This window comes from Boseongicola sp. (assembly GCA_014075275.1).
Taxonomy (GTDB): Bacteria; Pseudomonadota; Alphaproteobacteria; order Rhodobacterales; family Rhodobacteraceae.
In genome coordinates this window covers 1,205,861-1,228,471 of the sequence record CP046179.1, presented here as the reverse complement: position 1 = coordinate 1,228,471, position 22,611 = coordinate 1,205,861, and the positions used below count along the sequence as shown (strand labels likewise).

Genomic DNA, 22,611 nt, shown 5'->3' with positions numbered 1-22,611 from the left:
GCCTCTGAAAATAAAGTAAAAGCACTCGTCATCTGGCGGGTGCTTTTGTGTATGGCGTCGGAAAATCTGCCATAGTGTGGTCGAAATTCGCGGGTATCCGAAATCCATTCATCTGTAATGGATTGCGAATGACCTTTGAAATTTTGATGTATCGAATATTGCGCCTGCGCCGGTTGATCGTATTTTCCAGCCTGCTGCCTTGGATTGTTGCGCTGACGTATATTGCGGATTGGGGCCCGTTTGGTGCCGGAATTGTCGCTGTAATTGCACTGCTGCCCGTCGTGCATCTGGTTTTTTATCCCAATGCGTGGATGGAGACTGTGTCGGTGTCCATCACCTCGGCGCTTGTTCTGACAGGCGGCGTTTTCATTGATCCGGCGATGTCTTCCGAGCAGATCGGGCAACGTATGTTTGGTCTGACGATTCTTGGCACCATCCTGTTTTTCATGATGACGGTTGTGGTGGGTTTTTGCACCGAGCTGGGGCCGCGTCGCACGTTTGTTTTGCGCAGCTCGGAGCGGTCGAGCCTGGACATTGAACCGTTGCGCCGAGCGATCACGTTATATCCCGGGCGTCGTGACGACAGGGTCGATTGCGGAGAGCCGAATGCCGAAGGTATCTTTCCGATTACGCTATATTTGCAGGGCATTTCCTCGTCAAATTCGGGAGACGAACAGATCACTGTCGGCGATGCCCAGACCGTGACCGAAGACGGCATTGTGCTGCCCGAGATGGACATGTCGGGATTGATTGCAAAAAGCAACGATGCGGTTCACGAGGTCAACACCTTTACCAATGACGGCCAGGATCAGGGGCTTTGTCGGCACGAGTTTTCCCGACGGGGCAATCAAACGATCGTTGAGTATCAGGAGTATGCCAGCGGGCTGACATGGGCGATCCGATTTGGGATGTATTTGCAGGATTATTTAACCGACTATCTGGTCAGCGAGATTGATGCGGCCGAAGGGCGATCACCGCGCGCCTTGCGCAGTGAACCCATTCATCAGCTTGTTGTGGATATCGCGCGCAAGTGGTTTCCGCCGGAACCGGGCCCAAACTCGACCAATCCATAGGATCTTAACACGGATTTCAGGCTTCCATTGCCTTGACCTTTTGAGGGCTGACGCATAGTCCGAAAAGGGTCTTGTCGCTGCTGCGACCGGACCAAAAGCGGAACCGGGTAGGAGAAGCCAAAGTATGAGTGTCGCAACCGGCCAGAATACTGCGGGCGCTGACAAGGAAGTCGCGACCCAGGCACTGAACAAAGAGCTTCAGGACAAGGGCTTTCTGGTGACGTCGACAGACGACATCATCAATTGGGCCCGCACCGGGTCTTTGCATTGGATGACTTTCGGATTGGCCTGCTGTGCAGTCGAAATGATGCACACCGCGATGCCACGCTATGACATGGAGCGGTTCGGGACTGCGCCGCGCGCGTCGCCACGTCAGTCTGACCTGATGATTGTTGCGGGCACTTTGACCAACAAGATGGCCCCGGCTTTGCGCAAAGTTTATGATCAGATGCCTGAGCCGCGCTATGTGCTTTCGATGGGATCCTGCGCCAACGGCGGTGGGTATTACCATTACAGTTACAGCGTTGTGCGTGGGTGTGACCGGATCGTGCCGGTGGATGTTTATGTGCCGGGCTGCCCCCCAACTGCCGAGGCCCTGCTTTACGGGTTGTTGCAGCTTCAGCGGAAAATCCGCCGGACGGGAACCATCACACGATGAATTCGGAGCTGGCCAACAAAGTTCTTTCCGGAGCGGTTTTGACTGCCATTGGGCTGTTGGGCGTTGGTTATTTTAAGCTGAACCGGGGCGTTGATGCTGCCTATGCTGCATGTAGGAGCAATAACGATGTGACAGTTTGCGCCTGTTGGCGCGAAGGATTCACGGCCAGCCGCACGATATTCACTGAGACGCCGCTGATCGGCTGGCTGACTGGACCAACGCAGGACGCCCACGCGGCGCATATGCAGGCGGTCAATGCAAGATGCGGCGTCGTTGCCGCGTCTGCGTGAGAGAACAAGGGATAGCGATATGTCAGAAGCGTTGAACGAACTGGCCACCCACATCGAGTTAAAGCGATCTGATTGCGTTGTGTCCTGGGACATCACGCATGGCGAATTGACGATGAATGTCACGCTGTCGTCGCTTGCCAATTTCGTTGAGTTCCTGAAAACCGATGCAAACTGCAAGTTCTCGACTCTGGTGGATATCACCGGTGTTGATTATCCGGACCGCGACCCGCGTTTTGACGTGGTTTATCATTTCCTGAGCATGTATCAGAACCATCGCATTCGACTGAAAGTTGGCGTGCGCGAGGATGACATTGTTCCGTCGCTGACCGAGGTGCATCCCAGCGCCAATTGGTTCGAGCGCGAAGTATTCGACATGTTCGGCATTCTGTTTTCGGGTCATCCCGATCTACGCCGCATCCTGACAGATTACGGCTTTCGCGGGTATCCGTTGCGCAAGGATTTCTCGACCACGGGTTATATTGAGGTGCGGTACAACGAAGAGCAGAAACGCGTGGTTTATGAACCGGTGAATTTGGTTCAGGAATATCGCCAGTTTGATTTTATGAGCCCCTGGGAAGGTGCAGAATACATCATGCCAGGCGATGACAAGGCCGAAGAGGCCAAGGGTTAACGCCATGATTGGTCCGTTCCCCTCTTTTATGCTGATGGTGGCGGCGGTGCTGATTATTGTGCCGTTCTGGCGGCTGTTGCCTGGGTATGGGGTGTCGAAATACTTCGCATTGTTGGCGCCGATCCCGGCGGTGGCGCTGGCCTTGTTGTGGGTTATGGCGTTTCGCGACAGCTTCAAGGGGACAGGCGGATGAGCGTTGTGTTCCTGTGTGTTGGGGCGGCGAAGGCCGGGACCACTTGGCTGCACCGGCAGCTTTCGGAACATCCCGAGTGCCATTTCCGCACGATCAAGGAATTGCATTATTTCGATGCGGTGGATGCAGGGCGGCTTGAGAAGCAACTGGACCATCATCGCGCCATGCAGGCAGAAATGAAATCGCGACTGTCTGGATGGGGGCGGCGGCCCAATCATGTGCAGGCAGCGCGTTTGCAGGATCGGGCCGATTGGATCGGGGTTCTTGCGTCGGGCCGTGAAAACACCGAAGGGTATCTGAATTACCTGAACACCGGTGCTGGGCAGGCGCGCGTTGTTGGAGAGATGACACCAGCCTATGCGCTTTTGAGCGAGGCGCGGTTGGCCAAAATGGCGCAGATCGCGTCGGACGTTCGAATTTTGTTTTTGATGCGGGACCCCGTAGAGCGGCTTTGGAGCCATGTTCGGATGATGGCCGGACGGCGTGATCCGCAGGGCAAAGTGAACCGAGGGCGCACGGGCGCGCATCTTAAAGCGCACGCTTCGCGGCGACGAAACGCAGATCGCCAAGCGTTGCGACTATGTTGATGCGATTGCCAAGTTGCAGGCAGCGATCCCGTCGGCTCAGGTTTTGTTCGAAGTGTTCGAAGATGTGATTTTGGGCCAGGGATTCGCCCGGATTTGTGCGTTTCTGGGCCTGACAGAAATTCAACCCGCGCGTTTGATGGTGCACGAAGGGCAGCCGTTGGACATGTCGGCGGACCAAAGACAGGTGGCGGCTGAGTGGCTGGCACCGCAGTATGATGCAGCGGCCAGGGTTTTAGGGCATATGCCCGACGCCTGGGGTCGGAAAGGATGATGTGATGGATGGCAATTTCGACGACGCGCTGACCGGCGAACAGAAAATCCGCAATTTCAACATTAACTTTGGCCCGCAGCACCCTGCAGCGCATGGAGTTTTGCGTCTTGTGCTGGAACTGGACGGCGAGATTGTCGACCGGTGCGATCCGCACATCGGGCTTTTGCATCGTGGCACCGAAAAGCTGATGGAAAGCCGGACGTATTTGCAGAACCTGCCGTATTTCGACCGGCTGGATTATGTGGCCCCGATGAACCAGGAACACGCTTGGTGTCTGGCGATTGAAAAGCTGACGGGCACCAAGGTGCCGCGTCGGGGGCAGTTGATCCGAGTATTATATTCCGAGATCGGACGCATTCTGAATCATCTGTTGAACGTGACGACTCAAGCCATGGATGTTGGGGCTTTGACGCCGCCGCTGTGGGGATTTGAGGAACGCGAAAAGCTGATGGAGTTCTACGAACGGGCATGTGGCGCACGTCTGCACGCGGCCTACTTCCGCCCCGGCGGAGTGCATCAGGATTTGCCGCCTGAGCTGATTGAGGACATCGATCTTTGGGCGCAGGAATTTCCTGCTGTTATGGAAGATATCGACGGGTTGTTGACCGAAAACCGCATCTTCAAGCAGCGCAACGTGGATATCTGCATCGTGTCCGAGCAAGAGGCGTTGGACTGGGGCTTTTCCGGTGTGATGGTGCGCGGCTCGGGCATGGCCTGGGATTTGCGTCGTGCGCAACCTTATGAATGTTATGACGAATTCGAGTTTCAGGTGCCGATTGGCAAGAACGGTGATTGCTATGATCGTTACTTGTGTCGGATGGCCGAGATGGTCGAAAGCCTGAGTATCATCCGTCAGGCCTGTGAAAAACTGCGCAATGAGCCGGGTGAGATCATGGCGCGGGGCAAGATGACACCGCCAACGCGGGGCGACATGAAAACCTCGATGGAAGCGCTGATCCATCACTTCAAGCTGTATACCGAAGGGTTCCACGTGCCCGAGGGCGAAGTTTATGCCGCTGTTGAGGCGCCGAAGGGCGAATTTGGCGTGTATCTGGTGGCCGATGGGTCGAACAAACCCTATCGCGCCAAGATCCGCGCGCCGGGGTATCTGCACTTGCAGGCGATGGATCATGTCGCGCGGGGTCACCAACTGGCGGACGTCGCGGCGATTATCGGGACAATGGATATCGTGTTTGGGGAAGTGGATCGCTAATGGCAGAACGTCTGGTTGAATGCTCGACACATGGGCAAACTCGACCGGCGTTTGTTTGCCAGCATTTGCTGGCGACACTGAGGGATAAAAAGGAACGCGGGGTCAATTGGCTCTGGGATGAAGAAAAACAAGTGAATGCGTGGTGCAACGACTGCGAAGATTTTCTGCAGAGCCACGGTGAAGAATGGAACGATGAAACAGAGGCTTTTGCCAAGATCACTTTGATCTGCGAAGGGTGTTTCAACCGACTAAAAGACACGAACCCGACGAGGGATTTGAACTGATGCTGCGCCGACTACACAAAGACCAACCCGATAGTTTCGCTTTTACGCCTGCCAATCAGGCGTGGGCCGAGGCTCAGATTACGAAATTCCCGGAAGGGCGTGAGGCTTCGGCGATTATTCCGTTGCTTTGGCGGGCGCAGGAGCAAGAGGGGTGGCTGTCTCGGCCAGCCATCGAGGCTGTCGCGGGGATGTTGGGGTTGGCCTATATCCGGGCGCTGGAAGTGGCGACGTTTTACTTCATGTTCCAGCTTCAGCCGGTGGGTTCGGTTGCGCATATTCAGATTTGCGGTACGACGACCTGCATGATCTGCGGCGCGGAAGATTTGATGGCGGTCTGCAAGAAAAAGATTGCAGCCAAGCCCCATGAGATATCTGCCGATGGCAAGTTTAGTTGGGAAGAGGTCGAGTGTCTGGGGGCCTGTGCGAATGCGCCGATGGCTCAGATCGGCAAGGATTACTACGAGGATCTGACGGCCACGCGGTTTGCTGAGATGATCGACGAGATGGCGGCGGGTAAGGTGCCGGTGCCGGGGCCTCAGAATGGGCGTTATGCGGCGGAACCCCTGGAGGGTTTGACCTCGTTGACTGATTTTGAGTCGGGCAAGCAGCAGTATAATGTCAGCGCGCAATTGGCTGTAGACATCGGGGATTCGATCAAACGGATCGACGGAACTGAAGTGCCGCTTTTGACGCCATGGTTGAATTCTGGTGGCGACACGGCGGTTGCGGAAAGGCTGGTTGAGGTCGCACCTGCTCCGGAACCCGAGGCAGAGACTGCGCAGATACCAGAAGCGACGCCTGAGCCTGCGCCCGTTGTCGCCAGCGACGAGGCCGAGCGGCCCGCTGGACTTGAAGGCGCGCGGGATGGGACCGCTGATGATCTGAAAAAGATCAAGGGTGTCGGTCCGAAGATGGAAAAGCTATTGAATTCTATGGGCTTTTTCCACTTTGATCAGGTTGCGGGCTGGACAGCGGCGGAAGTTGCCTGGGTTGATGACAACCTGGAAGGCTTCAAAGGTCGGGTTTCCCGGGACAATTGGGTCGAGCAGGCCAAGCTGCTGGCAGGTGGTGGCGAGACTGAGTTTTCCAAGAAAGTCGACGACGGCGACGTTTACTGACGTAGCGATTTTAAAAGGCCGGGAAACAACTTGTTAACCCGGTCGATCCAACTTGACTTGGTTATGTCACGATTCCGGTGTTTACTGCTTCGGCGAACATTGGGCGTCTGCCACGCCACCTGGGAGGATTTGCAAATAATGAACAGAACAAACTCACACGCCTATGGGTATTTGGCCGTCGTGTCATTTGGCATGTTTTTGCTTGGACTTGTCTATCAAATGTTGATCGGCGGTCGCGGTCTGTTGGGTGCCATTATCATGGGGCTGATATTTGCAGCGGTTGTTGCCGCGATTATCTATCTGTTCCTGATGACGTCGTTGGGCAAGGAGTGGTCTCAGACTGCCGCCAAAACCATCGAGGCCAAAGCTGGGGAAGCCAAGGCGAAGATTGAAGAGGTGCGCGCGACACCTGCGGAGGCTGTCGCTGAAGCGACGAAAGAGGAACCGGTTGAATCGGTTCAAGCAGCTGAAGAACCAGCGACCGCCGTTGATCCCGCATCGGCTGGAAAACCAGCGACGCTTGCCGCACCAGAAGGCGGTGCTGCGGATGATTTGAAGAAGATCAAAGGCGTCGGGCCAAAGCTGGAACAAGTTTTGAACGGCATGGGATATTATCACTATCACCAAATTGCCGCCTGGGGTGCTGACGAAGTGGCCTGGGTTGATGACAATCTTGAAGGCTTCAAGGGCCGTGTCAGCCGGGACAATTGGGTTGATCAAGCCAAAGAGCTTGCCGGATAGGCAGACAAAGCGCGAGAATTCTATTGGCGCGGGGTGTGAAAATGCCGTTGCGCCAGTGCCTTGGGCGACGATATACAGATGCGCAACGCGCGGCGCATCAATCGACGGGGGCAGATGAGCCAAAATCCCAATCCAGACAAGGCTTTTGCCCGTCAAATGCGGGTGATTTCTATTGTTATTGCGTCGACGGTCATCCTTTGGATGGTGGCGCAGTGGATTGGTTTGCGGATAGGCGTGCAGGAAAGATATTTTTTTCTGTTTGATCTTTTCGCGCTGGCGGGGTTTTTGTGGGCAATGATCGTGACCTGGCAAATCTGGCGCAAGCGCCGGAGTGACGATTGATCTGGAATTGGCTGATGGGTGCCTGGCACCTTGTTTAAGAGGTAGACATGCTGGACGACAAGGACCGCATTTTCACGAACCTTTACGGGATGCACGACCGCTCATTGGCAGGTGCCAAGGCGCGTGGTCACTGGGATGGCACGGCTGGCATCATTCAGAAGGGTCGCGACTGGGTCGTTGATCAGATGAAGGCCAGTGGTTTGCGCGGCCGTGGTGGTGCGGGTTTCCCGACTGGTCTGAAATGGTCGTTCATGCCGAAAGAAAGCGACGGGCGGCCTGCTTATCTGGTGGTGAATGCCGACGAATCTGAGCCTGGCACGTGTAAGGACCGCGAGATCATGCGCCATGATCCGCATACGCTGGTTGAAGGGTGTCTGATTGCCTCTTTCGCGATGAATGCGAACACCTGTTACATCTACCTGCGTGGCGAATACATTCGCGAGCGCGAGGCGTTGCAGATCGCAATTGACGAGGCTTATGACGCTGGTCTTTTGGGCAAGAACGCCGCTGGCTCTGGCTGGGACTTCGATCTGTTCCTTCATCATGGCGCTGGGGCGTATATCTGCGGTGAAGAAACCGCTTTGTTGGAATCGCTGGAAGGTCGCAAGGGGATGCCCCGGATGAAGCCGCCGTTTCCGGCAGGTGCGGGGCTTTATGGTTGCCCGACCACTGTGAACAATGTGGAATCGATTGCTGTTGTGCCGACCATTCTGCGTCGGGGGCCGGAATGGTTCGCCGGCTTTGGTCGCCCCAACAACACCGGGACCAAGCTGTTTGCGATTTCGGGGCATGTGAATAACCCCTGTGTCGTCGAAGAAGCGATGTCGATTTCGTTTGAAGAACTGATCGACAAGCATTGCGGTGGTATTCGCGGTGGCTGGGACAATTTGAAGGCGGTTATTCCGGGCGGTGCTTCGGTTCCGATGCTGCCGGGCAAGATCATGAAAGAAGAGTGCATCATGGATTTCGACTGGCTGCGCGAGCAGCGGTCGGGTCTGGGCACGGCGGCGGTGATCGTCATGGACCAGTCAACCGATGTGATCAAAGCGATCTGGCGGTTGTCGAAGTTCTATAAGCACGAAAGCTGTGGCCAATGCACCCCGTGCCGCGAAGGCACCGGCTGGATGATGCGCGTGATGGACCGGTTGGTGAAGGGCGAGGCAGAAGTCGAAGAGATCGACATGTTGCTGGACGTGACCAAGCAAGTCGAAGGCCACACGATCTGCGCGCTGGGCGATGCGGCGGCCTGGCCGATCCAAGGTTTGATCCGGCATTTCCGGGATGAGATTGAAGATCGTATCAAGGCGCAGCAGACCGGGCGGGCCAGCGCGGTGGCGGCGGAGTAATCTTTGCGTTTTCTGATTGTCATCTGTTCCGCATTTGCTCTTTCGGGGTGTGGCGTTGCGTCGGCTGTCAGCGGTTGGTTTGGTGGCGAAGGGTTGTCTTCGCGACCATTGCCATTCCGTGCCAGCTTAAGTCGTGGTGACGACGATCGGCGTGATTTTGTAGTGACGGTAAGTGGTGCAGCGGATGCGTCGCTGGAGGCAGTGCGCGAGTCGGCGCGTTTTCAGGCGACCCGGTATTGTCTGACCACATATGGCGGGTCTGAAGCTGGTTGGGTTGCTGACCCTGTCACGGGCGACTGGGCGTTTCGCCGGGAAGAGGACCGGATGATATTTCAAGGGCGGTGCGTGGCGCGGTAGCGAATGCGCAATCTAACGATATTTGTTTTGGGTGTTTCAGCTTTAACATGAGAAATTTGTTTGAGCGTTTCATGAATTGGCTGCAGGGTCTTGAAGTTCGCGCGCACGACGACAAAACTGGCGTCCCGGATTGGTGTCCGTTTTGTGGCGAAAAACCCTATCCAGCGGGGACTTGCCAAAACTGTGGCGCAACGCGCCCTAAGCCGCGCACATACAAGGTCTTTGCCAAAAACAGTTTGCCTGCTCTGTTGTTTGCGGTTGTTTGCCTGACTTTGGGTATGAGCTCGATAATCGCTCTATTTATCGTCAATTCTTGATCGGCGCGAGACGGAGAGGAACGATAAAAATGCACCTTGCTGAATTCAACATTGGCACACTTCGATATGACTGGGACGATCCACGCGTTGCGGATTTTCAAAGCAATCTTGATCGTGTGAACGGTATCGCCCAGCGCAGTCCTGGGTTTGTTTGGCAAATGTCGGGTGACCAAATGGGGGATGCGCAGCTTGATCCGGCAGGCCCGCTTGGCGGAAATCCACGCACCGCATCCACACTTTCGGTCTGGAAAGATGCCAAAAGTTTCGAAGCCTTTGTTTGGAACACAGTTCACAAGCAGTTTTATGATCGAAAAGCCGAGTGGTTTGGACAGCGTGATGGCGCGCGCCTGGTCATGTGGTGGGTCGTAGAAGGCCATCGCCCTACAATCGCAGAAGCCAAATCACGGCTTGATCACCTTGATATTCATGGTGACAGCGATGATGCCTTTGGGTGGGCTCATCTATCTGGTGCGCACCTATGGAAGACCAAGGTCTGCGAGGGCGCATCGGCATGACACATCATCTGGCAGAACTGAACATTGGCCGGCTTGTTGCCCCAACTGACGACCCGAAAGTTGTGGATTTCATGAGTGCGTTGGATCGGATCAACGGGCTGGGAAAGCGGATGCCGGGATTCGTCTGGATGATGGAAGGTTCGGGCGAGCCTGGGACGGGGAATACCGAGAACGCGATTGGGGATGACCCGCAGTTTGTGGCGAACCTGACTGTTTGGGAAAACGTTGAAACGTTGGAAAACTTCGTCTGGAGCACGGTGCACAAGCAGTTTTACGACCGGCGGCAGGAGTGGTTTGAAGTTCTGGGCGATATGCATTTCGTGATGTGGTGGGTGCCTGAGGGGCATCGGCCGACGTTGGAGGAGGGGTTGGAGCGGCTTGAATTATTGAAGTTCAACGGAAATTCACCGGAAGCGTTCGGCTGGGATGGGATTGAAGAGGCGACGCTGTGGCGGGATCGGTCCTGTGCCTCGGCCGCTGAATAGGCGCTTACCCTGCGTCAAACCCTCACAAAGTGTTACAAAGGTGGCGTGAACCTGCTTGGTTCGTGTTTTGCGGCTTAGAAGCCGCTTCGAAACCCCCTATATTGGTGCAACGGGCGGAATGCGGGCTGCCTGCATTGGAACTGGCAAAAGTGAAGCCTGACTATGAGACGAGTATTTGTCCCCGCTTTCGTGGCAGCGATAATTTTTTCTGCGCCTGTTTTTGCGCGCCAACCGCTGCATGAAAACCCCACTGTGATCGCCGGATTCTACGACATCGGTTTGGCCGATGAATTGCGTAAGAACTGTAATGATCTGCGGCCGCGATATTTTAGGGCGTATAACTATTTGAAAGCCTTGGAAAACTATGCGCGCGATCAAGGATATACCGATACCGAGATCGATGCATTGGTAGAAAATCGTGATGAAAAAGAACTGCTCAGACTTCGCATTCGCGCCGATCTGGCCAAGCGTGGTGCGACACCGGATTCCCCGGAAGGCTATTGCACTGTCGGCCTTGAAGAAATAGCCAAGGATAGCAAGGCAGGTCGACTGCTGCGCGCAAAATAACAGCCGCCCGGACAGAGGCGGCGGAACCCAAGGGGACCACGGCCAATGTCCGATCTGAGGAAGATCATCATCGACGATATCGAAGTCGAAGTTGATCCGGCGTTGACTCTTATTCAGGCCTGCGAACAGGTCGGGATCGAAATTCCACGTTTCTGCTATCACGAACGGCTGTCCATCGCGGGCAATTGCCGGATGTGTCTGGTGGAAGTTGTGGGTGGTCCGCCGAAGCCTGCGGCTTCCTGTGCGATGCAGGTGAAGGATTTGCGTCCCGGACCCGAAGGCCAGCCACCGGTGATCAAGACCAAGTCGCCGATGGTGAAAAAGGCGCGCGAAGGGGTGATGGAATTTCTGCTGATCAACCACCCGCTGGATTGCCCGATCTGCGATCAGGGCGGTGAGTGTGATCTTCAGGATCAGGCGATGGCCTATGGCGTCGATTTCAGCCGCTTCCGCGAACCGAAGCGCGCAGTTGATAACATGGACCTTGGGCCACTTGTCGGCACAGCCATGACGCGGTGTATTTCCTGCACCCGCTGCGTGCGGTTTATTTCCGAAGTCGCCGGTATGCCCGAGCTTGGGCAGACGGGCCGCGGTGAAGATGCCGAGATTACCAGCTATCTGGGTCAGACGCTGGACAGCGAGATGCAGGGAAACATCGTTGATCTTTGCCCGGTTGGGGCGCTGACCTCGAAGCCCTATGCGTTTACCGCCCGTCCGTGGGAGCTGACTAAGACCGAGACTATTGACGTGATGGATGCGCTGGGGTCGAACATTCGTGTGGACACCAAGGGGCGCGAAGTGATGCGGATCATGCCGCGCAACCATGACGGCGTGAATGAAGAATGGCTTTCGGATAAGTCGCGGTTTGCCTGGGACGGCCTGCGCCGCCAGCGTTTGGACCAGCCATACATCCGTGAGAATGGAAAGTTGCGTGCTGCTGGCTGGGACGAGGCGCTGGGTGCTGCTGCGGCTGCTGTCAAGGGTGCCAGCAAAGTTGCGGGTCTGGTCGGCGATCTGGCCCCAGTTGAAGCGGTTTATGCCTTGAAGGCCCTTGTCGAGGGTCAGGGCGGCGCCGTGGAATGTCGGATTGACGGTGCGAAGCTGCCTGCGGGCAATCGCTCGGCCTATGTCGGCACTGCGACGATTGAAGATATTGAAGACGCAGAGGCGATCATGCTGATCGGGACCAATCCACGGGCCGAAGCCCCGGTTTTGAACAGCCGTATCCGCAAAGCCTGGACGAAGGGTGCCAAAGTTGGGGTTGTCGGCGAAGCCGTTGATCTGACTTATGACTACTTCCATTTAGGGACGGGCCGCGACGGCCTGCGCAAGATCCTTGAGGGTCCGAAAGAAGACGCGCTGTCCAGAAATACTATTGTGATCGTTGGAATGGGTGCGTTGGCCGGAAACGGTGGCAAGGGTGCGTTGGCCGACGCAATGGCCTTTGCTGAAGCGACCGAGTCTAAGTTTCTGATTATGCATACTGCCGCCAGCCGCGTTGGTGCGCTGGATGTGGGGGCGGTTGCTAATGGCGGCGTTGACGGCGCGCTGGAGGGTGCGGACGTTGTTTTCAACCTGGGTGCGGACGAAGTGGACATTCAGGCCGGGCCGACAGTTATTTACCAAGGCAGCCATGGGGATCGAGGCGCGCATCGTGCCGACATCATCCTGCCGGGTGCCGCCTGGACCGAGGAAAACGGGTTGTTCGTAAACACCGAAGGCCGCCCGCAACTGTCTATGCGCGCCAGCTTCCCACCGGGAGAGGCCAAGGAAAACTGGGCTGTTCTGCGAGCGTTGTCAGGTGAGATGGAGGCGACGCTTCCCTATGACTCGCTGGCACAACTGCGCAGCAAACTGATCGAGGACGTGCCTCATCTGGGTGGTATCGATCAGGTTCCGGAAAACGAATGGACACCGGTCGAGGCCGGCGGCGAAGGCACTGGCGAGTTCACCAATGTCATATCGGATCATTTCCTGACCAATCCGGTCCTGCGGGCCGCCCCTTTGATGGGCGAATTGCAGGCCAATGCGCGGGATCGTAAGGCCGGGAAACTGGCCGCAGAATAGGCACTTCGGGGCTGGCACTTGGCCCCGGGATGTTGTTAACAACAGGGCGGCGACAGGTCGCTCAGAGGAACCAAAGACGTGGCGACAAATGGCTGAGTTTCTATCGACACCGCTGGGCATCTTCGTGACCATTCTGGTTCAGGTGCTTCTGGTCATTGGATTTGTGATGATCAGCCTGCTTTTCCTGGTTTATGGCGACCGTAAAATCTGGGCCGCTGTCCAGATGCGGCGTGGCCCGAACGTGGTTGGCCCCTGGGGTTTGCTGCAAACCGTGGCCGACGCGCTGAAATATGTGGTGAAGGAAATCGTCATCCCGGCGGGGTCCGACCGGGTTGTGTTCATGATGGCGCCCCTGGTGTCCTTCGTGCTGGCGATGGTGGCCTGGGCGGTTATTCCGTTTAACGACACATGGGTTCTGGCCGATATCAACGTGGCGATCCTGTATGTCTTCGCAATCTCCTCGCTGGAAGTTTACGGCGTGATTATGGGGGGATGGGCTTCGAACTCGAAGTATCCGTTCCTTGGATCGCTTCGGTCTGCCGCGCAGATGATTTCTTATGAGGTTTCAATCGGCCTGATTATTATCGGGGTGATCCTATCGACTGGTTCGATGAACTTCGGGGATATCGTGCGGGCGCAAGATGGGGCTTGGGGTATCTTTAGCTGGTATTGGTTGCCGCATTTCCCGATGGTTTTCCTGTTCTTCATCAGCGCCTTGGCGGAAACGAACCGACCACCGTTTGACTTGCCGGAAGCAGAGTCCGAGCTGGTGGCGGGGTATCAAGTTGAATACTCGTCCACACCGTTCCTGCTGTTTATGGCCGGTGAATACATCGCGATCTTCCTGATGTGCGCACTGACGTCGCTGTTGTTCTTCGGCGGCTGGCTGTCACCGGTTCCGTTCCTGCCGGACGGACCGTTGTGGATGGTCGGCAAGATGGCATTCTTCTTCTTCATCTTCGCGATGGTGAAGGCGATCGTGCCGCGTTACCGCTATGACCAGTTGATGCGTCTGGGCTGGAAATGGTTCCTGCCGTTCAGCCTGGGCTGGGTCGTTCTGGTGGCGTTCTTCGCGAAATTTGAGCTGTTCGGTGGGGCTTATGCCCGCTGGGCGATTGGAGGCTGAACATGGCTAACATCGACTGGAACCGCGCAGGGCGATATTTCCTGCTTTTGGACATCCTCGGCGGGTTCCGCCTGGGATTGAAGTATTTCTTCGGGCCGAAGGCGACGTTGAATTATCCCCACGAAAAGGGGCCGCTTAGCCCGCGGTTTCGTGGTGAACATGCGCTGCGGCGTTATCCCAACGGGGAAGAGCGCTGCATTGCTTGCAAGTTGTGCGAGGCGATCTGCCCGGCGCAGGCGATTACGATTGACGCAGAACCCCGCGATGACGGCAGTCGCCGCACGACGCGGTATGACATCGACATGACCAAGTGCATCTATTGCGGGTTCTGCCAAGAAGCCTGTCCAGTGGATGCCATCGTTGAAGGTCCGAATTTCGAATTTGCGACCGAGACGCGCGAGGAACTCTACTACGACAAAGAGAAGTTGTTGGAGAACGGCGATCGTTGGGAAGCCGAGATTGCCAGAAACCTTGAAATGGATGCGCCGTATCGCTGATGGGAACCTGGGGAGTTCATAGTTTTGACAATGACGACGCCGTGGAATGGGCGGCGGCCTATCGGAATATGGGGCTGGATGTTGCCGCGAGCACATTGAGTGTCGCCATTAACGATCATGTCTCGGACTCTTTAGACGCGGGAACGACTTACCGGGGGATTGCGGCCGTTGAGGCCGTGGCCTTTGCCCTTGGTCGCGGTTCAGCAGAGGCCAAGAAGCATTTTGAAGGAGCGCCGGACGCGAATGTTGCCGCTGCCCAGGCGTTGGTTTCGGATGCCGATCAGATGATCATGTGCGCGACAGGTGGATCTGAACTGTCTATTCTTTGGAGTGATGCCGGTGCAGGTGAAAAGGATAAGTGGGTTGCTTCCCTGACCGAGTTACGGGCGCGCGTGAACGGCAGCGCTGCAAGCTCTGCGGACGATGCTGCGCCTGTTGAAAAGGCTACTCCGGTCGAAATTGCTGCCGAAGATATGCTTGAGGGGATCCGCAAGGCCATAGGCGGCTTGGAATACGACATTCAGGTTCTGCGTCAGGAAATGAACGAAAATTTCGCACGACTTGAAAAGCGGGTTGAGGAGTTAGGCCGATGAGCGATCCTAAGAACCCATTTGATGCGATGATGAGCGCGGGTCAGGACTGGGCGAAATCGCTTAATCCGGCATTGGAGTCGTTCACGCCCAAAGGGTTCGAGGCGCTGTGGCCGACCATGCCCAAGGACATGATGGAAACTGTCATGGGCAAGACGTTCAACCCTGAAGGGTTGGATGCGAAAACCAAATTACTGCTGACGTTGGGCGCGCTGACCATTTTGGGTGCGCAGGCCGAGGCTCAGATCCGACTGACGGTGCGCCATGCACTGGAAGCCGGGGCGACGAAACAAGAAATTGCAGAAGCCATCGCGCTGGTTGGCGTCTTCGGGGGTGTCCCGGCGATGACGAAGGCGATGGAACTGGCCGGATCGGTGATGGACACCGACGGCGAGGAGGACGAATGACAGTGCATGTATTTGCTTTCTACCTATTTGCACTGGCGTGCATTACGGGCGGATTGTTCACAGTGATCTCGCGCAATCCGGTGCATTCGGTGTTGTGGTTGATCCTGTCGTTCCTGTCTGCGGCTGGGTTGTTCGTGATGCTGGGCGCCGAGTTCGTGGCAATGCTGTTGATCATTGTCTACGTCGGCGCGGTCGCCGTTCTGTTCCTGTTCGTGGTGATGATGCTGGACGTGGATTTCGCCGAATTAAAAGCGGAGATGGCGAAGTATCTGCCTTTGGGTTTGTTAATCGGTCTAGTGATCCTGATGCAGCTGGCGATGGCGCTGGGTGTTTGGTCGACTGCGGATGGTGTCACGCTGGCGGATCAGCCGGATGCGATTGCCGGGGGCGGTGCGCACAACACAGAAGCGCTTGGGCGCATCCTTTACGACAAGTATTTCCTTTTATTCCAACTGGCTGGATTGATCCTGTTGGTGGCGATGATGGGGGCGATCATGCTGACGCTGCGCCATCGCACTTACGTCAAACGTCAGGATCCATTGCAGCAGATGTTCCGCGATCCCGAAGCGACGCTGGAACTGAAAGACGTGAAACCGGGGCAGGGTCTGTAAGCGCATGGCAAAACGGCGCACAGGATTGTTTGGGGCTTTGGGAAGCCTTTGGCGTTGGACCATCTGGGGTCTGGCGGCAATTTTTGCCGTGGTCTTGTTTGTGAATTTCACTGGCGATAGCGAAGAGGTTGCAGCGGTTCAGCCCGAAGTCGTGTTGCCGGATCCTGAACCCGAAATTGTAGAGCCTGAGGCCGAACCGGAAGTAGTGGAAGCGCCGGTTGAAGAGACCGTTGAGGAAGCCGTTAAAGAAGTCGAAGACGTTTCAAAAGATGCGGTTGAAACCGTGGCCGAGGCGGTGGAAGAGGCCGTAGCTTCAGGTGATGACGACGTTGTTGCAACTGCCAAAGAAGCTGGTGCAGAAGCCATGGCCGAGGCTGGCGACAGCGTGGTTGAGGCCGCAAAGGATGCCATGGCCGACGAGTTGAAAGACGAGGCTGGCGAAGAACTGGCAGCGGTCGCTGAAAAGGCGGCAGGAGCTTTAGGTGATTTGGCTGGCGTGACCAAAGAGGCACCTGTTGAGGCTGCCACCATGATTGTGGTGCCGGGCAGCGATATTTCTTACAGCCTTGTGAATGCGTTTCGCCGTGACAATGGCTCAATCGAAGTGACGACGGAACAAACTGCGGGCGGCGAGGGGGCCACATTGTGGCTGGTAACTTGTGCGCCATTGGCGATGGGCACGATTGCAACCGGCGCAAGCGCCGGTGAACTGGGCCCGCGCTCGGAAGACCCGGAATTGACACGCATCACCCTTGGCCAGCCCGAGGCGATGATCGCCGCCACGGCTTGCGGGGTGATGAAATGACAGACGGAATGACGCGATGATCGGACTTGAACATTACCTCACCGTTGCGGCGACGCTGTTCGTCATTGGGATATTTGGCATCTTCCTGAACCGGAAGAACGTCATCATCCTGTTGATGTCCATCGAATTGATGCTGCTGGCGGTGAACATCAACCTTGTCGCGTTTTCGACCTATCTGGCCGATCTGACAGGGCAGGTGTTTACACTGTTCGTTCTGACAGTGGCCGCTGCTGAGGCGGCGATTGGTCTGGCCATTCTGGTCTGTTTCTTCCGAAATCGCGGCACGATTGACGTGGAAGACGTCAACGTGATGAAGGGGTAAGCGCAAATGGAAACCATCATCCTCTTTGCCCCGCTCATCGGTGCTTTGATCTGTGGCTTTGGCTGGCGGATCATTGGCGAGGTTGCGGCGCAGTGGGTTTCGACCGGCATGCTGTTTCTGGCCTGTTTCCTGTCGTGGATCGTGTTCCTGTCCTTTGACGGGGTGACCGAGCAAATTCAGATTTTGCGGTGGATTCAAAGCGGTTCACTGGCGACCGACTGGGCGATCCGGTTGGACCGTTTGACGGCGATCATGTTGATCGTGATCACCACGGTTTCAGCGCTGGTTCACCTTTATTCCTTTGGCTATATGGCCCATGACGACAACTTCCGCGAAGGCGAAAGCTATCGTCCACGGTTCTTTGCCTACCTGTCGTTTTTTACCTTCGCGATGTTGATGCTAGTGACAGCGGACAACCTTGTGCAGATGTTCTTTGGTTGGGAAGGCGTGGGTCTGGCGTCCTATCTTTTGATCGGATTCTATTTCCGTAAGCCGTCGGCGAATGCCGCTGCGATCAAGGCATTTGTGGTCAACCGGGTTGGCGACTTCGGCTTTGCCCTGGGCATTTTTGCGATCTTCCTGATGGTCGACAGCATCAACTTCAACGACATCTTTGCAGCCGCGCCTGAATTGGCCGAGACCGAGTTGAACTTCCTTTGGACCCAGTGGAACGCGATCGAATTGATCTGCTTCCTGCTGTTCGTCGGCGCGATGGGTAAATCGGCGCAGTTCATCCTGCACACCTGGTTGCCGGATGCGATGGAAGGCCCGACGCCTGTGTCGGCCTTGATCCACGCAGCGACCATGGTGACGGCGGGTGTTTTCCTGGTTTGTCGCATGTCGCCGCTGATGGAATTTGCACCTCATACGACAAACTTCATCATCATCATGGGCGCGGTCACAGCGTTCTTTGCAGCGACGGCTGGTTTGGTTCAAAACGACATCAAACGCGTGATCGCGTATTCGACCTGTTCGCAGCTTGGATATATGTTCGTAGCGGCTGGCGTCGGAGTTTACTCGGTCGCGATGTTCCATCTACTGACACACGCATTCTTCAAAGCGATGCTGTTCCTTGGCGCCGGTTCGGTCATCCACGGGATGCACCACGAGCAGGACATGCGGAACTACGGCGGGCTGAAGGATAAGTTGCCCTATACATTTTGGGCGATGATGATTGGCACGCTGGCCATTACGGGCGTCGGTATTCCGCTGCTTTACATCGGGTTCCCGGTTGGGTTTGCGGGCTTTGTGTCGAAAGATGCGATTATTGAAAGCGCCTTTGCGGCGACTGACCTTGCTGCGCGCTTTGCGTTCTGGTCACTTGTGGTCGCGGCGCTGTTCACAAGCTTCTATTCTTGGCGGCTAATGTTCCTGACGTTCTACGGTAAGCCGCGCGGCGATGCCCACACCCATGACCACGCCCACGAAAGCCCCATGACCATGGTTGTGCCGTTGGGCGTCCTGGCGGTGGGTGCGATCTTTGCCGGGATGGTTTGGTATAAGCCGTTCTTTGGCAGCGACGAGGCGGTCGATAAATTCTTTGGCGTCACCAAATCCGAACAACATGCACAGGTTCTGATGATCGGTGCGGCTTATGCAGCGGGCGAGGAGACGACGGACGATAGCCATGGCGATGACAGCCACGGGGATGATCATGGCGAGGCGGCGGTTCCGGGGCAGGGTGCGATTTATCGCGGTGCTGACAACCACGTCCTGCATGATGCGCATTACGTGCCGATCTGGGTGAAGCTGTCGCCGTTCTTTGCGATGCTGATCGGTTTCCTGACGGCCTATCAATTCTACATCCGGCGGCCTGATCTTCCGGGGCGCCTGGCCGCGAACCAGAAGCATCTGTATCAGTTCCTGCTGAACAAATGGTACATCGACGAGATCTATGACGCGGCAATCATCCGTCCGACAATGCTGTTGGGGCGGATCCTGTGGAAGCGGGGCGATGGAAATATCATCGACGGCTTCCTGAATGGTGTCGCCATGGGGGTTGTGCCGTTCTTTACCCGCCTGGCTGGCCGCGCGCAGTCTGGATACATATTCACCTATGCGCTGACCATGGTTCTGGGCATTGCAATCTTTGTCACCTGGATGACGTTGACCGGGGGGGCTGAGTAATGCTGGAAGGCAATATTCTTTCCATTATCACCTTCATCCCGCTGATCGCGGCGGGTATTCTGGCGCTGTTCCTGCGGGGTGAAGATGAAGCGGCGCAACTAAATGCCAAGCGATTGGCCTTGTTGGCCACGACGGTAACGTTCCTGGTGTCGTTGATCCTCTTGGCCAACTTCGAACCCTCGAACCCTGACTTCCAGTTTGTGGAAGAGGGCGAGTGGATACTCGGGCTGACCTACAAGATGGGTGTTGACGGGATCTCGGTTCTGTTTGTGATGCTGACCACCTTCCTGATGCCGCTGGTGATCTTGGCGTGTTGGGATGTGAACCATCGCGTCAAAGAGTACATGATCGCTTTCCTAGCGCTGGAAACCCTGATGCTGGGCGTTTTCTGCGCGCTGGATCTGGTGCTGTTCTATCTGTTCTTCGAGGGCGGCCTGATCCCGATGTTCCTGATTATCGGCATCTGGGGCGGAAAAGAGCGTATCTATGCTGTGTTCAAGTTCTTCCTTTACACCTTCCTTGGGTCGGTCCTGATGCTGGTCGCGATGATTGCGATGTATGTGGACGCTGGCACAACGGATATTGCGGCGCTTTTGAAGCATAACTTTAGCTCGGACATCCTGAATGTATTTGGTTTCCAGATAGTCGGCGGTTTGCAGACTCTGCTTTGGATTGCCTTCTTCGCCTCTTTTGCGGTGAAGATGCCCATGTGGCCGGTACACACCTGGTTGCCAGATGCACACGTTCAAGCACCAACTGCGGGTTCGGTGGTTCTGGCAGCGATTCTGTTGAAGATGGGCGGCTATGGCTTCCTGCGGTTTAGCTTGCCGATGTTCCCAATAGCTTCGGATTTGCTGGCAGATTTCGTTCTTTGGATGAGCGCGATTGCAATTGTCTATACCTCGCTGGTGGCGCTGGTGCAGGAAGATATGAAAAAGCTGATCGCTTATTCGTCGGTCGCCCATATGGGGTTTGTGACGGCGGGTATTTTCGCGGCGAACCAGCAGGGGCTTGATGGTGCGATCTTCCAGATGATCAGCCACGGCTCTATCTCGGGCGCGTTGTTCCTGTGTGTTGGCGTGATCTACGACCGGATGCATACCCGCGATATTGACGCTTACGGTGGATTGGTGAACCGGATGCCCGCATATGCGGCGATCTTTATGCTTTTCACCATGGCCAATGTCGGCCTTCCGGGCACGTCCGGATTTGTCGGGGAATTCCTGACGTTGATGGGCATGTTCCAGGCCAATACCTGGGTCGCAGCAGTGGCTGCGACGGGTGTGATCCTGTCGGCGGGCTATGCCTTGTGGCTGTATCGCCGGGTGGTCATGGGCGATCTGATCAAGGAAAGCCTGAAATCCATCACCGATATGACCGCGCGCGAGAAATGGATTTTTGCGCCACTGGTGATCATGACAATCTGGCTGGGTGTCTACCCCAGCCTTGTGACGGACATTATCAGCCCCTCTGTGGCGAACCTATTGGGTGAGTATCAGACGGCGGTGGCCGATTACGCGGCCCATAATCAGGTCGCGGCGAACGGAGGGGGCCACTGATGCAACCCGGTGATCTTTCAATAATCCTGCCCGAAATCATCATCTCGGTTTACGTGCTGATCGCGCTTTTGGCGGGAGCCTATGGCGGCAAGGACAAACTGGCTTCGGCAATGCTGTGGGTCACGTCCGGTTTGCTGGTTGCGGTTGGTCTTTGGATCGCGTTCCAGGGCGGTGGTCGCGGGGTTGCCTTCGGCGGCATGTTCGTGGACGACGGATTTGCGCGCTTTGCCAAGGTGACAATTCTGCTGTCGGCTGCTGCCATACTGATCATGAGCGAAGCCTATATGGAGCGGCGCGGGCTGCTCAGGTTCGAATATCCGTTGCTGGTCGCGTTGGCTGTTGTCGGCATGATGGTCATGGTGTCAGCGGGCGATCTGATCGCGCTTTATATGGGATTAGAGCTTCAGTCGTTGGCGCTATACGTGGTCGCTTCATTGCGTCGTGACAGTGTGAAATCGACGGAAGCGGGTTTGAAGTATTTCGTGCTGGGGGCCTTGTCTTCCGGTTTGTTGCTTTACGGTTCGTCGCTGGTTTACGGCTTTGCCGGAACAACAAGTTTTGCGGGGATCATTACGGCGGTCGAAGGTCAAGCCTCGGTCGGGGTGCTGATTGGCATCAGTTTTGTGGTTGCCGGACTTGCATTCAAAGTTTCTGCAGCACCGTTTCACATGTGGACGCCTGACGTTTACGAGGGCTCGCCGACGCCGATCACAGCGTTCTTTGCCACGGCTCCCAAGATGGCTGCCATGGGGCTGTTTGCGCGGGTCGTGCATGACGCCTTTGGTGGCGTTGTGGGCGACTGGCAGCAGATTGTGGCGTTCCTGTCGGTGGCCTCGATGTTCCTGGGCGCAATCGCGGCGATCGGGCAGACGAATATTAAGCGGCTGATGGCCTATTCCTCGATCGCGCATATGGGATTTGCGTTGATGGGTTTGGCCTCGGGCACAGTGTTCGGCGTTGAGGCGATGCTGGTCTATATGGCTATTTATGTGACGATGAATATCGGCACATTCGCCTTTATTCTGGCGATGGAAAAAGATGGCGCTCCGGTGACAGATATCTCGGCCTTGAGCATGTATTCTCGTCGCGATCCGATGAAAGCGCTGGCGATGCTGGTGCTGTTGTTCAGCCTTGCAGGGGTTCCACCGCTGGTCGGGTTCTTCGGCAAATACTATGTGCTTGTGGCTGCAGTAGACGCTGGCCTTGGCTGGTTGGCTGTTGCAGGTGTGATCGCCAGTGTGATCGGTGCGTTTTATTACCTGCGCATCGTCTACCTGATGTATTTCGGCGCGGACGAGAATGAGCTGGATACCGGTGGGTCGCGCATTCTCTGGGGCTTTCTGATGGCCTCGGCAGCGATCATGGTATTTGGCGTCATCAACCTGTTTGGCGTCGACGGATTTGCCGAGGCCGCAGCGGCAACGCTTGTCAATTAAACTGGTTTTGAAATTGAGGGTGCGGAAAACGCGCGTTTTCCGTTCCGATTTCTTCGAAGAAATCGGCTGTGCCCAA

Annotated in this window: 27 protein-coding genes and 1 pseudogene; all 28 read left to right on the top strand. The window is 56.1% G+C overall.

The window, feature by feature from the left end:
• Positions 1 to 128 precede the first annotated feature (128 nt).
• The 28 genes and pseudogenes from GKR98_06195 to nuoN all read left to right on the top strand — a co-directional run bounded on the left by GKR98_06195 (position 129) and on the right by nuoN (position 22,535).
• Positions 129 to 1,073: a hypothetical protein gene (locus GKR98_06195; protein QMU57821.1), complete on the top strand. Its 945-nt coding sequence runs from the start codon at positions 129 to 131 to the stop codon at positions 1,071 to 1,073.
• A 124-nt stretch (positions 1,074 to 1,197) separates the two neighbouring features.
• A complete protein-coding gene (locus tag GKR98_06190; protein QMU57820.1) occupies positions 1,198 to 1,731 on the top strand; it encodes an NADH-quinone oxidoreductase subunit B in 534 nt (177 codons plus the stop codon).
• Positions 1,728 to 2,021, top strand: a complete 294-nt coding sequence (locus tag GKR98_06185; protein ID QMU57819.1) for a hypothetical protein — start codon at positions 1,728 to 1,730, stop codon at positions 2,019 to 2,021. Before GKR98_06190 ends, GKR98_06185 begins: the two co-directional genes overlap by 4 nt.
• A gap of 19 nt (positions 2,022 to 2,040) precedes the next feature.
• The gene (locus GKR98_06180) at positions 2,041 to 2,652 is read left to right on the top strand and encodes an NADH-quinone oxidoreductase subunit C (GenBank protein ID QMU57818.1); all 612 of its coding nucleotides are present in this window, start codon (positions 2,041 to 2,043) and stop codon (positions 2,650 to 2,652) included.
• Between the two features lie 4 nt (positions 2,653 to 2,656).
• Positions 2,657 to 2,845, top strand: coding sequence for a hypothetical protein (locus GKR98_06175; protein ID QMU57817.1), 189 nt, complete (start codon positions 2,657 to 2,659; stop codon positions 2,843 to 2,845).
• Positions 2,842 to 3,432 carry a hypothetical protein gene (locus GKR98_06170; protein QMU57816.1) on the top strand — a complete coding sequence of 197 codons (591 nt, stop codon included), beginning with the start codon at positions 2,842 to 2,844 and terminating at the stop codon, positions 3,430 to 3,432. Before GKR98_06175 ends, GKR98_06170 begins: the two co-directional genes overlap by 4 nt.
• Positions 3,433 to 3,445: 13 nt before the next feature.
• The gene (locus GKR98_06165; GenBank protein QMU57815.1) at positions 3,446 to 3,703 is read left to right on the top strand and encodes a hypothetical protein; all 258 of its coding nucleotides are present in this window, start codon (positions 3,446 to 3,448) and stop codon (positions 3,701 to 3,703) included.
• Positions 3,704 to 3,707: 4 nt separating this feature from the next.
• The gene (locus GKR98_06160; protein QMU57814.1) at positions 3,708 to 4,916 is read left to right on the top strand and encodes an NADH-quinone oxidoreductase subunit D; all 1,209 of its coding nucleotides are present in this window, start codon (positions 3,708 to 3,710) and stop codon (positions 4,914 to 4,916) included.
• Complete coding sequence (locus GKR98_06155; GenBank protein QMU57813.1) at positions 4,916 to 5,200, top strand: hypothetical protein; 285 nt, start codon at positions 4,916 to 4,918, stop codon at positions 5,198 to 5,200. The genes GKR98_06160 and GKR98_06155 overlap by 1 nt, the downstream gene beginning before the upstream one ends.
• Complete coding sequence (nuoE, locus tag GKR98_06150) at positions 5,200 to 6,318, top strand: NADH-quinone oxidoreductase subunit NuoE (GenBank protein QMU57812.1); 1,119 nt, start codon at positions 5,200 to 5,202, stop codon at positions 6,316 to 6,318. The genes GKR98_06155 and nuoE overlap by 1 nt, the downstream gene beginning before the upstream one ends.
• 495 nt (positions 6,319 to 6,813) lie before the next feature.
• Positions 6,814 to 7,059 (top strand): annotated as a pseudogene (locus GKR98_06145) (fused NADH-quinone oxidoreductase subunit E/endonuclease).
• 114 nt (positions 7,060 to 7,173) lie between these two features.
• Complete coding sequence (locus GKR98_06140; GenBank protein ID QMU57811.1) at positions 7,174 to 7,401, top strand: hypothetical protein; 228 nt, start codon at positions 7,174 to 7,176, stop codon at positions 7,399 to 7,401.
• A gap of 47 nt (positions 7,402 to 7,448) precedes the next feature.
• On the top strand, positions 7,449 to 8,747 hold the full coding sequence (gene nuoF / locus GKR98_06135; protein ID QMU57810.1) for an NADH-quinone oxidoreductase subunit NuoF: 1,299 nt from the start codon (positions 7,449 to 7,451) through the stop codon (positions 8,745 to 8,747).
• A gap of 3 nt (positions 8,748 to 8,750) precedes the next feature.
• On the top strand, positions 8,751 to 9,104 hold the full coding sequence (locus GKR98_06130) for a hypothetical protein (protein QMU57809.1): 354 nt from the start codon (positions 8,751 to 8,753) through the stop codon (positions 9,102 to 9,104).
• Positions 9,105 to 9,450: 346 nt separating this feature from the next.
• A complete protein-coding gene (locus tag GKR98_06125) occupies positions 9,451 to 9,936 on the top strand; it encodes a DUF3291 domain-containing protein (protein QMU57808.1) in 486 nt (161 codons plus the stop codon).
• On the top strand, positions 9,933 to 10,421 hold the full coding sequence (locus GKR98_06120) for a DUF3291 domain-containing protein (GenBank protein ID QMU57807.1): 489 nt from the start codon (positions 9,933 to 9,935) through the stop codon (positions 10,419 to 10,421). Before GKR98_06125 ends, GKR98_06120 begins: the two co-directional genes overlap by 4 nt.
• 162 nt (positions 10,422 to 10,583) lie before the next feature.
• Complete coding sequence (locus GKR98_06115) at positions 10,584 to 10,988, top strand: hypothetical protein (GenBank protein ID QMU57806.1); 405 nt, start codon at positions 10,584 to 10,586, stop codon at positions 10,986 to 10,988.
• Between the two features lie 45 nt (positions 10,989 to 11,033).
• Positions 11,034 to 13,055 carry an NADH-quinone oxidoreductase subunit G gene (locus tag GKR98_06110; GenBank protein ID QMU57805.1) on the top strand — a complete coding sequence of 674 codons (2,022 nt, stop codon included), beginning with the start codon at positions 11,034 to 11,036 and terminating at the stop codon, positions 13,053 to 13,055.
• 88 nt (positions 13,056 to 13,143) lie between these two features.
• On the top strand, positions 13,144 to 14,181 hold the full coding sequence (gene nuoH / locus GKR98_06105) for an NADH-quinone oxidoreductase subunit NuoH (protein QMU57804.1): 1,038 nt from the start codon (positions 13,144 to 13,146) through the stop codon (positions 14,179 to 14,181).
• A gap of 2 nt (positions 14,182 to 14,183) precedes the next feature.
• The gene (gene nuoI / locus GKR98_06100) at positions 14,184 to 14,678 is read left to right on the top strand and encodes an NADH-quinone oxidoreductase subunit NuoI (protein ID QMU57803.1); all 495 of its coding nucleotides are present in this window, start codon (positions 14,184 to 14,186) and stop codon (positions 14,676 to 14,678) included.
• Positions 14,678 to 15,271 (top strand): DUF4259 domain-containing protein, encoded by a 594-nt coding sequence (locus GKR98_06095; protein QMU57802.1) that lies wholly within the window; start codon positions 14,678 to 14,680, stop codon positions 15,269 to 15,271. Before nuoI ends, GKR98_06095 begins: the two co-directional genes overlap by 1 nt.
• Positions 15,268 to 15,675, top strand: a complete 408-nt coding sequence (locus tag GKR98_06090; protein ID QMU57801.1) for a carboxymuconolactone decarboxylase family protein — start codon at positions 15,268 to 15,270, stop codon at positions 15,673 to 15,675. The genes GKR98_06095 and GKR98_06090 overlap by 4 nt, the downstream gene beginning before the upstream one ends.
• Positions 15,676 to 15,677: 2 nt before the next feature.
• Positions 15,678 to 16,286 (top strand): NADH-quinone oxidoreductase subunit J, encoded by a 609-nt coding sequence (locus GKR98_06085; protein ID QMU59991.1) that lies wholly within the window; start codon positions 15,678 to 15,680, stop codon positions 16,284 to 16,286.
• 4 nt (positions 16,287 to 16,290) lie between these two features.
• Positions 16,291 to 17,091, top strand: coding sequence for a hypothetical protein (locus tag GKR98_06080; GenBank protein QMU57800.1), 801 nt, complete (start codon positions 16,291 to 16,293; stop codon positions 17,089 to 17,091).
• A 16-nt stretch (positions 17,092 to 17,107) separates the two neighbouring features.
• Positions 17,108 to 17,413 carry an NADH-quinone oxidoreductase subunit NuoK gene (nuoK, locus tag GKR98_06075; GenBank protein ID QMU57799.1) on the top strand — a complete coding sequence of 102 codons (306 nt, stop codon included), beginning with the start codon at positions 17,108 to 17,110 and terminating at the stop codon, positions 17,411 to 17,413.
• Positions 17,414 to 17,419: 6 nt separating this feature from the next.
• On the top strand, positions 17,420 to 19,540 hold the full coding sequence (gene nuoL, locus GKR98_06070) for an NADH-quinone oxidoreductase subunit L (GenBank protein ID QMU57798.1): 2,121 nt from the start codon (positions 17,420 to 17,422) through the stop codon (positions 19,538 to 19,540).
• Positions 19,540 to 21,099: an NADH-quinone oxidoreductase subunit M gene (locus tag GKR98_06065; protein QMU57797.1), complete on the top strand. Its 1,560-nt coding sequence runs from the start codon at positions 19,540 to 19,542 to the stop codon at positions 21,097 to 21,099. Before nuoL ends, GKR98_06065 begins: the two co-directional genes overlap by 1 nt.
• Positions 21,099 to 22,535, top strand: a complete 1,437-nt coding sequence (nuoN, locus tag GKR98_06060) for an NADH-quinone oxidoreductase subunit NuoN (GenBank protein QMU57796.1) — start codon at positions 21,099 to 21,101, stop codon at positions 22,533 to 22,535. The genes GKR98_06065 and nuoN overlap by 1 nt, the downstream gene beginning before the upstream one ends.
• Positions 22,536 to 22,611: the final 76 nt, after the last annotated feature.

Coding starts and splice junctions, on each gene's coding strand:
- GKR98_06190 (QMU57820.1), top strand. CDS start 1,198: ATGAGTGTCGCAACCGGCCAGAATACTGCGGGCGCTGACAAGGAAGTC.
- GKR98_06110 (QMU57805.1), top strand. CDS start 11,034: ATGTCCGATCTGAGGAAGATCATCATCGACGATATCGAAGTCGAAGTT.
- GKR98_06160 (QMU57814.1), top strand. CDS start 3,708: ATGGATGGCAATTTCGACGACGCGCTGACCGGCGAACAGAAAATCCGC.
- GKR98_06090 (QMU57801.1), top strand. CDS start 15,268: ATGAGCGATCCTAAGAACCCATTTGATGCGATGATGAGCGCGGGTCAG.
- GKR98_06170 (QMU57816.1), top strand. CDS start 2,842: ATGAGCGTTGTGTTCCTGTGTGTTGGGGCGGCGAAGGCCGGGACCACT.
- GKR98_06185 (QMU57819.1), top strand. CDS start 1,728: ATGAATTCGGAGCTGGCCAACAAAGTTCTTTCCGGAGCGGTTTTGACT.
- nuoF (QMU57810.1), top strand. CDS start 7,449: ATGCTGGACGACAAGGACCGCATTTTCACGAACCTTTACGGGATGCAC.
- nuoK (QMU57799.1), top strand. CDS start 17,108: ATGATCGGACTTGAACATTACCTCACCGTTGCGGCGACGCTGTTCGTC.
- GKR98_06180 (QMU57818.1), top strand. CDS start 2,041: ATGTCAGAAGCGTTGAACGAACTGGCCACCCACATCGAGTTAAAGCGA.
- nuoN (QMU57796.1), top strand. CDS start 21,099: ATGCAACCCGGTGATCTTTCAATAATCCTGCCCGAAATCATCATCTCG.
- nuoH (QMU57804.1), top strand. CDS start 13,144: ATGGCTGAGTTTCTATCGACACCGCTGGGCATCTTCGTGACCATTCTG.
- GKR98_06065 (QMU57797.1), top strand. CDS start 19,540: ATGCTGGAAGGCAATATTCTTTCCATTATCACCTTCATCCCGCTGATC.
- nuoI (QMU57803.1), top strand. CDS start 14,184: ATGGCTAACATCGACTGGAACCGCGCAGGGCGATATTTCCTGCTTTTG.
- GKR98_06080 (QMU57800.1), top strand. CDS start 16,291: ATGGCAAAACGGCGCACAGGATTGTTTGGGGCTTTGGGAAGCCTTTGG.
- GKR98_06095 (QMU57802.1), top strand. CDS start 14,678: ATGGGAACCTGGGGAGTTCATAGTTTTGACAATGACGACGCCGTGGAA.
- nuoE (QMU57812.1), top strand. CDS start 5,200: ATGCTGCGCCGACTACACAAAGACCAACCCGATAGTTTCGCTTTTACG.
- GKR98_06175 (QMU57817.1), top strand. CDS start 2,657: ATGATTGGTCCGTTCCCCTCTTTTATGCTGATGGTGGCGGCGGTGCTG.
- GKR98_06120 (QMU57807.1), top strand. CDS start 9,933: ATGACACATCATCTGGCAGAACTGAACATTGGCCGGCTTGTTGCCCCA.
- nuoL (QMU57798.1), top strand. CDS start 17,420: ATGGAAACCATCATCCTCTTTGCCCCGCTCATCGGTGCTTTGATCTGT.
- GKR98_06115 (QMU57806.1), top strand. CDS start 10,584: ATGAGACGAGTATTTGTCCCCGCTTTCGTGGCAGCGATAATTTTTTCT.
- GKR98_06195 (QMU57821.1), top strand. CDS start 129: ATGACCTTTGAAATTTTGATGTATCGAATATTGCGCCTGCGCCGGTTG.
- GKR98_06140 (QMU57811.1), top strand. CDS start 7,174: ATGAGCCAAAATCCCAATCCAGACAAGGCTTTTGCCCGTCAAATGCGG.
- GKR98_06125 (QMU57808.1), top strand. CDS start 9,451: ATGCACCTTGCTGAATTCAACATTGGCACACTTCGATATGACTGGGAC.
- GKR98_06155 (QMU57813.1), top strand. CDS start 4,916: ATGGCAGAACGTCTGGTTGAATGCTCGACACATGGGCAAACTCGACCG.